11 protein-coding genes are annotated in these 11,117 nt (G+C 73.0%); all 11 read left to right on the top strand.

Going from position 1 to position 11,117, the window contains the following annotated elements:
• The first annotated feature begins 41 nt into the window (after window positions 1–41).
• The 11 genes from pdxT (at window position 42) to ACK8HX_RS03870 (ending at window position 10,752) form a co-directional block, all read left to right on the top strand.
• Window positions 42–662 (top strand): pyridoxal 5'-phosphate synthase glutaminase subunit PdxT, encoded by a 621-nt coding sequence (pdxT, locus tag ACK8HX_RS03820; protein ID WP_411939313.1) that lies wholly within the window; start codon window positions 42–44, stop codon window positions 660–662.
• A complete protein-coding gene (locus ACK8HX_RS03825) occupies window positions 659–1,414 on the top strand; it encodes a YebC/PmpR family DNA-binding transcriptional regulator (protein WP_411939314.1) in 756 nt (251 codons plus the stop codon). The genes pdxT and ACK8HX_RS03825 overlap by 4 nt, the downstream gene beginning before the upstream one ends.
• A complete protein-coding gene (locus tag ACK8HX_RS03830; RefSeq protein WP_411939315.1) occupies window positions 1,411–1,998 on the top strand; it encodes a class I SAM-dependent methyltransferase in 588 nt (195 codons plus the stop codon). The genes ACK8HX_RS03825 and ACK8HX_RS03830 overlap by 4 nt, the downstream gene beginning before the upstream one ends.
• Window positions 1,999–2,115: 117 nt before the next feature.
• A complete protein-coding gene (ruvC, locus tag ACK8HX_RS03835) occupies window positions 2,116–2,628 on the top strand; it encodes a crossover junction endodeoxyribonuclease RuvC (RefSeq protein ID WP_411939316.1) in 513 nt (170 codons plus the stop codon).
• Window positions 2,625–3,233 (top strand): Holliday junction branch migration protein RuvA, encoded by a 609-nt coding sequence (gene ruvA, locus ACK8HX_RS03840; protein WP_411939317.1) that lies wholly within the window; start codon window positions 2,625–2,627, stop codon window positions 3,231–3,233. The genes ruvC and ruvA overlap by 4 nt, the downstream gene beginning before the upstream one ends.
• Entirely contained in the window at window positions 3,230–4,378 is a 1,149-nt protein-coding gene (ruvB, locus tag ACK8HX_RS03845; protein WP_411939318.1) for a Holliday junction branch migration DNA helicase RuvB, read from the top strand. The genes ruvA and ruvB overlap by 4 nt, the downstream gene beginning before the upstream one ends.
• Before the next feature lie 160 nt (window positions 4,379–4,538).
• On the top strand, window positions 4,539–4,817 hold the full coding sequence (yajC, locus tag ACK8HX_RS03850) for a preprotein translocase subunit YajC (protein ID WP_411939319.1): 279 nt from the start codon (window positions 4,539–4,541) through the stop codon (window positions 4,815–4,817).
• Between the two features lie 2 nt (window positions 4,818–4,819).
• A complete protein-coding gene (secD, locus tag ACK8HX_RS03855; protein ID WP_411939320.1) occupies window positions 4,820–6,652 on the top strand; it encodes a protein translocase subunit SecD in 1,833 nt (610 codons plus the stop codon).
• Window positions 6,649–7,821: a protein translocase subunit SecF gene (secF, locus tag ACK8HX_RS03860; RefSeq protein ID WP_411939321.1), complete on the top strand. Its 1,173-nt coding sequence runs from the start codon at window positions 6,649–6,651 to the stop codon at window positions 7,819–7,821. Before secD ends, secF begins: the two co-directional genes overlap by 4 nt.
• A 4-nt stretch (window positions 7,822–7,825) precedes the next feature.
• Window positions 7,826–8,401 carry an adenine phosphoribosyltransferase gene (locus ACK8HX_RS03865; RefSeq protein WP_411939322.1) on the top strand — a complete coding sequence of 192 codons (576 nt, stop codon included), beginning with the start codon at window positions 7,826–7,828 and terminating at the stop codon, window positions 8,399–8,401.
• Window positions 8,402–8,421: 20 nt separating this feature from the next.
• Window positions 8,422–10,752: a RelA/SpoT family protein gene (locus ACK8HX_RS03870; protein ID WP_411939323.1), complete on the top strand. Its 2,331-nt coding sequence runs from the start codon at window positions 8,422–8,424 to the stop codon at window positions 10,750–10,752.
• Window positions 10,753–11,117: the final 365 nt, after the last annotated feature.

Raw genomic sequence — 11,117 nt, forward strand, 5'->3', positions numbered from 1 at the left:
GTCGTCGCGTGCCGCGGGCGGCGTCCGTACGATCCTGCGTCGTGGACCAGCAGCCAGTCGTCGGAGTCCTCGCCGTCCAGGGCGACGTCCGTGAGCACGTCGTCGCGCTCGAGGCGTCGGGGGCCCACGCGATCACGGTCCGGCGCCCCGCCGAGGTCGCCGCGGTCGACGGCCTCGTCCTGCCCGGCGGGGAGTCCACGACGATCGACAAGCTGCTGCGCGCCTTCGGGCTCCAGGAGCCGATCCGCGAGCGCATCGCGGGCGGCCTGCCGGTCTACGGCTCGTGCGCCGGGATGATCCTCCTCGCCGACCGCATCGCCGACGGCCGGCCCGACCAGCAGACCCTCGGCGGGGTCGACATGACGGTGCGGCGCAACGCCTTCGGACGGCAGGTCGACTCCTTCGAGGAGGACCTCCACATCCGCGAGCTCGGCGGCGAGCCGGTGCGCGCGGTCTTCATCCGGGCGCCCTGGGTCGAGGAGGCGGGGGAGGCCGTGCAGGTGCTGGCGCGTGTCGAGCACGGACCGGCCGCCGGTAGGATCGTCGCCGCGCGACAGGGGAACCTGCTGGTCACCTCCTTCCACCCGGAGGTGACGGGTGACCACCGGTTCCACCGCCTGTTCGTCGACATCGTGAGGCACAGCCAGAGGGAGCGTTCATGAGCGGCCACTCCAAGTGGGCGACCACCAAGCACAAGAAGGCGGCGATCGACGCCAAGCGCGGCAAGCTGTTCGCCAAGCTCATCAAGAACATCGAGGTGGCCGCGCGCCAGGGCGGCGGCGACCCCGCGGGCAACCCCACGCTCTACGACGCCATCCAGAAGGCGAAGAAGTCCTCGGTCCCCAACAACAACATCGACAACGCGGTCAAGCGCGGCTCCGGCGCGACCGCCGGCGGGTCCGACTGGGAGACCATCACCTACGAGGGCTACGCGCCCGGCGGCGTGGCGGTCCTCATCGAGTGCCTCACCGACAACCGCAACCGTGCGGCCGCCGAGGTGCGCACCGCCCTCTCGCGCAACGGTGGCCAGCTCGCCGACCCCGGCTCGGTCTCGTACGTCTTCGACCGCAAGGGCGTCGTCATCGTGCCCAAGGGCGAGAAGTCCGAGGACGACCTGCTGGAGATCGTCCTCGACGCCGGCGCCGAGGAGGTCAACGACAACGGTGACACCTGGGAGATCGTCTCCGAGGCCACCGACTTCGTCGCCGTCCGCACCGCCCTCCAGGACGCCGGGGTCGACTACGACTCGGCCGAGGCGTCGTGGGTCCCGAACCTCCAGGTCCCCCTCGACCTCGACGGCGCCAAGAAGATGATCCGCGTCATCGAGGCCCTCGAGGACAGCGACGACGTCCAGGACGTCTTCGCCAACGGCGACATCCCCGACGACGTCCTCGCCGAGCTCGACGCGGAGTGACCTCCGACGTCGTCGCCCTCTGGGACGCCGAGGCCCCCTCGTTCGACGAGGCGCCCGACCACGGCCTGCGTGACCCCGGCGTCCGCGCCGCGTGGCGGGCGCTCCTCCTCGGCGTCCTTCCCCCCGCCCCCGCCGACGTCGCCGACCTCGGCTGCGGGACGGGGACCCTCGCCCTCCTCCTCGCCGACGAGGGGTACGAGGTCGACGCGGTCGACCTCTCCCCGGCGATGGTCGACCTCGCCCGGGCCAAGCTGGCCGGCTCGACGGCCGCGGTCCGCCTCGGTGACGCCGCCGACCCGGGGCTGGCGACGGCGTCGGTCGACGTCGTCCTGTGCCGCCACGTCCTGTGGGCCCTGCCCCAGCCCGTCGAGGTCCTGCGCCGCTGGGTGTCCGCGCTGCGCCCGGGAGGGCGGCTCGTCCTCGTCGAGGGGAGCTGGGCCACGGGTGCGGGTCTGACGGCGCAGCGGTGCGCCGAGATCGTCTCGCAGGTGTGTTCCGAGGTCGAGGTCCGGCCCCTGCCGGACCCCGCGCTGTGGGGGCGCTCGGTCGAGGACGAGCGCTACCTCCTCCTCGCCCGTCCCTGAGGACGACCGCGCCCGCGTGTTGCTGCGCGGTGGGGTCGCGCCACCTGTGTAGCGTTGCTGCCGAACAGGTGTTCTAACGCCCGCACCGCCGGGCGTGCCCCGACGGAAGGTCAGCTCGTGCGCGTGCTCGGTGTCGACCCCGGCCTCACCCGCTGCGGCCTCGGCGTCGTCGACGGGCGGTTGGGCCGGGCCCGGATGGTCGCCGTCGGCGTCGTGCGGACCCCCAGCGACGGGGAGGCGGGGGAGCGGCTCGTGTACCTCGAGCGCGAGGTCGACGGCTGGCTCGCGCGGTACGCGCCCGACGTCGTCGCGGTCGAGCGGGTCTTCGCCGACTCCAACGTCACCAACGTCATGAGCACTGCGCACGCCACGGCCGTCGCGCTCCTCACGGCGACCAAGCGGGGCATCCCCGTCGTGTTCCACACGCCGACCGAGGTCAAGGCCGCGGTCACCGGCTCCGGCCGCGCCGACAAGGCGCAGGTGACCGCGATGGTCACGCGCATCCTCGGGCTCGAGGTCGCCCCCCGTCCGGCCGACGCCGCCGACGCCCTCGCCCTCGCCATCTGCCACGCCTGGCGTGGCGCCCAGACGGCGCGCCTCGAGGCCCTCGCGAAGCAGGCCCGCGCGTGATCGCCTCGCTGCGCGGCCGCGTCACCCACGTCGGGCTCGACCACGTCGTCGTCGAGGTCGGGGGCGTCGGGATGCTCGTCCACACGACCCCGGCCACCGCGGCGTCGTGCCACCGGGGGAGCGAGGCCTCGCTCGCCACGACCCTCGTCGTGCGCGAGGACTCCCTCACCCTCTACGGCTTCGGCGCGGCCGCCGACCGCGACATGTTCGAGACGGTCCAGACCGTGTCGGGCGTCGGTCCGCGGCTCGCCCTGGCGATGCTGTCGGTCATGGGCCCCGACCAGCTCGCGGCCGCCCTCTCCAGCGGGGACGCCAAGGCGCTGACGACGATCCCCGGTATCGGGGCCAAGTCGGCCCAGCGCCTCGTCCTCGAGCTGCGCGACAAGGTCGGCGCCGTCCGCGGTGCGGGCCCGCCCGGGGGTACCCAGCCCGCGCCCACGCCCGGCAGCGAGCCGTGGCGCGGGCAGGTGCAGGAGGCCCTCGTCGGCCTCGGCTGGTCGGCGAAGCAGGCCGGCGACGCGGTCGAGAAGGTCGCCGCGCAGGCGCCCGCCGACGCCGAGATCGCCGCCCTGCTGCGCCTCGCCCTGCGGGAGCTGCGCCCGTGAGCGCGGCCCGGGGCTGGGGGAGCGAGGTCCACGAGGCCGACGACCGCCAGGACGACGGGTCGTTCGAGGCGACCGCCCGGGTCGTCGACGCCGGGGGCAGCGACGACGAGCGGGTCGTCGAGGCCGCCCTGCGCCCCCGCCGGCTCGCCGAGTTCCCCGGTCAGCCGCGGGTTCGCGACCAGCTGGGCCTCGTCCTCGAGGCCGCTCGCCGGCGCGGCAGCCCACCCGACCACGTCCTGCTCTCCGGTCCGCCCGGCCTGGGCAAGACGACGCTGGCGATGATCGTCGCCGCCGAGCTCGAGCGCCCCATCCGGGTCACGAGCGGACCCGCCATCCAGCACGCCGGGGACCTCGCCGCCGTCCTGTCCAGCCTCGACGAGGGTGAGGTGCTCTTCCTCGACGAGATCCACCGCATGTCCCGCTCGGCCGAGGAGATGCTCTACCTCGCCATGGAGGACTTCCGGGTCGACGTGGTCGTCGGCAAGGGGCCGGGCGCCACCGCCATCCCGCTCGAGCTGCCGCCGTTCACCGTCGTGGGTGCCACGACGCGGGCCGGGCTGCTGCCGGCGCCGCTGCGCGACCGGTTCGGGTTCACCGGGCACCTCGACTACTACGACACCGCCGACCTCGTGACGATCCTGCACCGCTCGGCCGGCCTGCTCGGTGTCGAGGCCGACGAGCCGGGCATCGTGGAGATCGCCGGCCGCTCCCGCGGCACCCCCCGCATCGCGAACCGCCTGCTGCGCCGGGTCCGCGACTGGGCGCAGGTCCACGGCGACGGGCACGTCGACCACCGGGCGGCGATGGAGGCCCTCGCCCTCTTCGACGTCGACGACGCCGGCCTCGACCGCCTCGACCGCGCCGTCCTCGAGGCCCTGTGCCGCCGCTTCGGCGGGGGACCGGTGGGTCTGTCCACGCTGGCCGTCGCCGTGGGGGAGGAGTCCGACACCGTCGAGACCGTGGCCGAGCCCTACCTCGTCCGCGAGGGCTTCATCGTCCGCACCCCGCGCGGGCGGGCGGCGGCCCCGCGGGCGTGGCGCCACCTCGGCATCGAGCCCCCGCGCACGGCCCCGCTCCAGGAGGCACTGCCCCTCGGGCCCGACGAGGGCGACGACACGGGGAGGCCGGGCCGCTTCTCCGGCTGACGCCGCGCGCACGACCGGGCACCCCGGGCACGCCACGCGCGCACGCTTCGTTGGTCACCCCGGAACGACTCGCCTAGACTGCACTCTCGGCCCGGCGCGTCCGGGCCGAACCACTGCCTGCCGATCGCGGGCACCCCAGACCCGAAGGACCGACTCACCCATGTTCTCCGGCAGCGGCTCCGGCCTCGGCTACCTGCTCATCCTGGCGCTCCCGTTCCTGCTCCTGGTGTTCATGATGTTCACCCAGCGGCGGCGGGCCCAGCAGATCCAGGCCATGCAGGCCTCCCTCGCGGTCGGGGAGGAGGTGGTCACGACGTCCGGCCTCTACGGCACGATCGTCGCGCTCGACGACTCGTCGGTGACCCTCGACGCCGGCAACGGGGTCCAGCTGCGCTGGGACCGCCGCGCCATCGGCATGCGCGCCTCCGAGGTGGCCTGACCATGGCGCCCACCGCACCCAAGGTCGTCGCCCGGCGCGGCCTGCTCGCGATCCTCGCGCTGGCCGTCGCCCTCGGCGGCCTCCTCGCCGGCGCCAACATCTGGTCCGACGGGCAGAAGACCCCCAAGCTCGGCCTCGACCTCGAGGGCGGCACCCAGATCATCCTCGAGCCGAAGACGACGGCCGGCCAGACCGTCTCCGCCGAGCAGCTCAACCAGGCCCGCGACATCATCGTCCAGCGCGTCGACGCCGGCGGCGTGTCGGGCGCCGAGGTCACGACGCAGGGTGACCGCAACATCGTCGTGAGCATCCCGGAGATCCCGACGCAGGAGGTCCGCGACGCGATCTCCCGCAGCAGCCAGCTCCAGTTCCGCCCGGTCCTCGCGATCGCGGCCGGGACGCCCCAGCCGACCGCCAGCCCCAGCCCGACCGGCTCGGCGAGCCCCTCGCCCTCGGGCAGCGCGTCCCCCTCGGCCACGCCGACGACCGCGAGCAGCGCCCAGCCCTCGGCCTCCCCGACGAGCAACAGCGCCGTGCCGCAGGCCCTCGCGACGACCCCGACGCCCACCGGCACCGCCAGCCCGTCACCCAGCGCCAGCCCCTCCGCGCCCGCGCCGTCCCCCAGCCCCTCGGCCTCCGGTGACGGAACCGCCCCGCGCAGCCCCACCGACCTCGCCTGGGTCACGCCCGAGCTCTCGGCCCAGTTCGAGGAGCTCGACTGCTCGGACACCGCTGCCCTCGACGCGATCGTCGACGACCCCGCCAAGCCGCTCGTCACCTGTCAGGACGACGGCTCGGCGAAGTACATCCTCGGGCCGGTCGCCGTCTCCGGTGACAAGATCAGCGACGCCACCGCCGGCTACCGCACCAACCAGCAGGGTGCCCTGACGAGCGAGGTCGAGATCGCGCTCAGCCTCAACTCCGAGGGCGCCCGGCAGTACGCCGACATCAGCCGCGAGATGGTGGCCCTCCAGGAGCCGCAGAACCAGCTCGCCGCCACGCTCGACTCGCGCGTCATCGTCGCACCGCGGTTCAACGAGGCAATCCTCGACGGGCGGGCCAGCATCACCGGTGGCTTCACCCTCGCCGACGCACGGGCCCTGTCCGACCAGCTGAAGTTCGGCGCGCTGCCGCTGTCCTTCGTCGAGCAGACGAGCATCGACATCAGCCCCACCCTCGGCAGCGAGCAGCTGCGCTACGGCCTCATCGCCGGCCTCGTCGGTCTCGGGCTCGTCGTCGTGTACTCGGTCGTCCAGTACCGCGTGCTGGCCGTCGTGACCGTGACCTCGATCGTCGCGGCCGCCGCGCTGACGTTCCTGACGATCACGATCCTCGGCTGGTCGCACAACTACCGCCTCGACATGGCGGGCGTCACCGGCCTCATCGTCGCGATCGGCTTCACCGCCGACTCGTTCATCGTCTACTTCGAACGAGTCCGGGACGAGCTGCGCGACGGACGCTCCCTGGAGGCCGCCGTCCAGACCGGGTGGGACCGCGCGAAGCGCACCATCCTCATCGCCGACGGCGTCAACTTCCTCGCGGCGATCGTGCTCTACGTCCTCGCGAGCTCGAGCGTCCGCGGCTTCGCGTTCACGCTCGGCCTCACGACGCTCATCGACCTGCTCATCGTCTTCTGGTTCACCCACCCCATGCTCACCCTGCTCGCGCGGCTGCGGTTCTTCCGCGACGGACACTCCTGGTCCGGCCTCGACCCGCGCCGGCTCGGTGTGGCGAAGGCGACCCGGTACGTCGGGCGCGGCCGGTTCAGCACGGCCCCGGGCGCGGCGACCACCACGGCTGAACCGGCGACCGCCGGGAAGGGAGGTGCGGCATGAGCTTCTCCTTCGCCGCCCTGGGCAACGACCTCTACACCGGGGCCCGCTCGGTCCCGGTCGTCGCGAAGCGCCGCCGCTTCTACCTCGCCTCCGCCGCGCTGATCGTCGTCGCGGCGCTCGGGCTCGTCCTCAACGGGCTCAACCTCGGTCTCGAGTTCCGCGGGGGCTCGGAGTTCCGCGTCGCCACCACCTCCACGCCCGCCGACTACGAGCAGACCGCTCGTGACGCCGTGGGCGCCGCCGAGGACCAGCGCGGCGTCAACGTCACCCTCGTCGGCAACGACACCGTCCGCGTCCAGACCGAGCGGCTCTCCGAGGCCGACAGCCAGGACGTCCGCCAGTCGCTCGCGACCGCCTTCGGGGTGCCGGAGCAGAACGTGAGCGGCACCTTCATCGGCCCGTCGTGGGGGCAGTCGGTGAGCTCGCAGGCGCTGCGCGCCCTCGTCATCTTCGTCCTCGCGGTGGCGCTCGTCCTCAGCATCTACTTCCGCAACTGGAAGATGGCAGCCGCCGCCCTCATCGCGACCGTGCACGACATGGTCATCACCGTCGGCATCTACGCGCTCTCGGGCTTCGAGGTCTCGCCGGCGACGATGATCGGCTTCCTCACCGTGCTCGGCTACTCGCTCTACGACACCGTCGTCGTCTTCGACAAGGTGCGCGAGAACACGACGGAGGCGTTCGCCAACGGCCGGATGACGTTCGCCCAGGCAGCGAACCTCGCCGTCAACCAGACGATGGTCCGCTCGATCAACACCACCGTCATCGGCGTGCTGCCCATCGCGGCGGTCCTCGTCGTCGGCGCGCTGTTCCTCGGACCGGGCGTGCTCCTCGACCTCTCCCTCGTCCTCTTCGTCGGCATCATCATCGGCGCCTACTCCTCGATCTTCATCGCGACCCCGATCCTCGTCTCGCTGCGCCGCAACGAGCCGGCCGTCGTCGACCTCGAGAAGCGCGCGCAGCGGCACCAGGCCCGCAGGGCCAAGGACGCCGCCGTCGAGTCGGCGGGCCCGCGGGCCGGTGCCGAGGGCGATGACGTGCCGGTGGGCGTCGGTGCACCGGCGGCCGCGGAGGGCGACTCCTCGACCCTCACCGGCCGGGCGGTCCACAAGTACGCCCAGTCCGGGCCGCGCAACCAGCCGCGTCGCACGCCGAAGTCCAAGCGCTGACCTGATGACGCCCGACGCCGGCCGCGCCGCGGGACCCGACGCCGGTCCCGCCCGCGACACCCTCTCCGACCTCGTCGCGGCGAGCCTGCGCGACGTGCCGGACTTCCCCTCGCCGGGCGTCGTCTTCAAGGACGTCACCCCGCTCCTCGCCGACCCGCGGGCCTTCGGTGCCGTCGTCGAGGCCCTGGCCGCGCGCCACCGCGACGCGGTCGACCTCGTCGCCGGGGTGGAGGCGCGCGGGTTCGTCGTCGGGGCGGCCCTCGCCCACGCGATGGGTGTCGGGTTCGTCCCGGTCCGCAAGGCGGGCAAGCTGCCCGGCGAGACCGTGTCGGTCTCCTACGAGCTCGAGTACGGCTCCGCGGAGATCGAGGTCCACGCCGACGCCTTCGTGGGCGGCGAGCGCGTGCTCCTCGTCGACGACGTCCTCGCCACCGGGGGCACCGCCGTCGCCGCGTGGGACCTCCTCGAGCGGGTGGGCGGTGACGTCGTCGCCTTCGAGTGCGTCGTCGAGCTCGCCTTCCTCGGCGGGCGCGAGCGCCTCGCGGGCCGCACGGTGGGCTCGCTCCACGTCGTCGACTGACCCACGACTAGACTCCGGCCATGGCGGAGGACACGACGACAGCGCCCTCCGGTGCCACCGGCGCCGGGGTGTCGTCGCGGGCCCGCGCTCGGGCGGCCCTCGCCCTCGTCGGGCGCAACCGGGTGCCGGAGAACCCCGTCCTCGAGCCGCTGCTCCAGGTCGTGCGCAGCACCCACCCGAAGGCCGACGTCGGCATCATCGAGCGTGCGTACGCCGTCGCCGAGCGGGCCCACGAGGGGCAGAAGCGCCGCTCGGGCGACGACTACATCACCCACCCCCTCGCGGTCACGACGATCCTCGCCGAGCTCGGCATGACGCCGACCACCCTCGCCGCGGCCCTCCTCCACGACACCGTCGAGGACACCGCCTACAGCCTCGAGGCGCTGCGCCGCGACTTCGGTGACGAGATCGCGATGCTCGTCGACGGCGTCACCAAGCTCGACAAGGTCACCTACGGGCAGGCCGCCCAGGCCGAGACGGTGCGCAAGATGGTCGTGGCGATGGCGCGCGACATCCGCGTCCTCGTCATCAAGCTCGCCGACCGGCTCCACAACGCCCGCACGTGGCGGTACGTGTCGCAGGAGAGCGCCCAGCGCAAGGCCAAGGAGACCCTCGAGATCTACGCGCCGCTGGCCCACCGCCTCGGCATGAACACCATCAAGTGGGAGCTCGAGGACCTCTCCTTCCAGGCGCTCTACCCCAAGGTCTACGACGAGATCGTCCGGCTCGTCGCCGAGCGCGCCCCGGCGCGTGAGGAGTACCTCGGCGAGGTGCGCAAGGAGGTCGACTCCGACCTGCGCGCCGCGAAGATCAAGGCCACGGTCACGGGGCGCCCGAAGCACTACTACTCGGTGTACCAGAAGATGATCGTGGGCGGCCGCGACTTCGAGCAGATCTACGACCTCGTCGCCGTGCGCGTCCTCGTCGAGACCGTGCGCGACTGCTACGCCGCTCTGGGCGCGCTCCACGCGCGGTGGAACCCGGTGCCGGGGCGGTTCAAGGACTACATCGCGATGCCGAAGTTCAACATGTACCAGTCGCTGCACACGACGGTCATCGGGCCCAGCGGCAAGCCGGTCGAGATCCAGATCCGCACGCACACGATGCACCGCCGCGCCGAGTACGGCGTCGCCGCGCACTGGAAGTACAAGGAGGAGCCTGGGGCCAAGGGCGGCCCGCCCGGGGGTGTGCAGGCGCGCGACGGCCAGACCGGGCCGGTCAACGACATGGCGTGGCTGCGCCAGCTCCTCGACTGGCAGAAGGAGACCGCCGACCCCGGCGAGTTCCTCGAGTCGCTGCGCTTCGAGATCACCGCCAGCGAGGTCTACGTCTTCACGCCGAAGGGCCAGCTCGTCGGCCTGCCCGCCGGGTCGACCCCCGTCGACTTCGCCTACGCGGTGCACACCGAGGTCGGGCACCACTGCATCGGCGCCCGCGTCAACGGCCGCCTCGTGCCGCTCGAGAGCCGCCTCGACAACGGCGACGTCGTCGAGGTGCTGACCTCCAAGGCCGACTCCGCGGGGCCCTCGCGCGACTGGCTGTCCTTCGTGCGCTCGGCCCGCGCGAAGAACAAGATCCGGCACTGGTTCACCAAGGAACGCCGCGAGGAGATGATCGAGGCGGGCAAGGACTCCCTCGCCAAGGTCATGCGCAAGCAGGGGCTCCCGCTGCAGCGGCTCACCTCGCTCGAGTCGCTCACCGGTGTCGCCGAGGAGCTGCGGATCCCCGGAATCGAGGCGCTGTACGCGGCGATCGGCGAGGGCCACGTCTCCGCGCAGCACGTCGTCTCGCGGCTCGTCGCGTCCGTCGGCGGCGAGGAGGGCGCGAGCGAGGACATCGCCGAGGCCGCCACGCCCGTCACGAACCGACGGCCCACCTCGCGGCGGTCGGGGGACCCCGGCGTCGTCGTCAAGGGGATGGCCGACGTCTGGGTCAAGCTGGCCCGCTGCTGCACCCCCGTCCCGGGCGACGAGATCCTCGGGTTCGTGACCCGCGGCAACGGGGTGTCCGTGCACCGGCGCGACTGCACCAACGGCGCCTCGCTGCTGTCGCAGCCCGAGAAGATCATCGAGGTCGAGTGGGCGCCCACCTCGGGCAGCATGTTCCTCGTCCAGCTGCAGGTCGAGGCGCTCGACCGCTCACGCCTGCTGTCCGACGTGACCCGGGTCATCTCCGACAACGGCGTCAACATCCTCTCGGCCGCCGTCACGACGTCGCGCGACCGCGTCGCCAAGCTGCACTTCACCTTCGAGATGGGCGACCCGGGGCACCTCGGTCACGTCGTGCGAGCCGTGCAGCGCGTCGACGGCGTCTTCGACGCGCACCGCGTCACCGGGGGCCGCACGGGTTGACCCGCAGGAGCCGCACCTGCTGACCCGGAGGGCCCCACGGGCTGACTCGGAGGAGGCGCACCTGCTGACTGGGAGGAGCCGCACGGGCCGCACGGGCTGACCGGGGAGGCGTGCGCGGCGGTTGGAGGTCCGCCGGGAACGCCTGACGACGACTACGCTTTGCACCCCCTCAGGATGCAGAGGCAGCTGCGTCCTGTGGGGAAGCACAGCAGGAGGGCGTCGTGCTCGGTGTCGGGGCGAGGTGAGGCGGGCCTGTCTCGCGCTTTGCCTCGGGTGGGGAGGCAAGGGGGGCCTGTCTCGCGCTTTGCCTCGGGTGGGGAGGCAAGGGGGGCCTGTCTCGCGCTTTGCCTCGGGTGGGGAGGCAA

This window comes from Oryzobacter faecalis, assembly GCF_046764005.1.
GTDB lineage: Bacteria > Actinomycetota > Actinomycetes > Actinomycetales > Dermatophilaceae > Oryzobacter > Oryzobacter faecalis.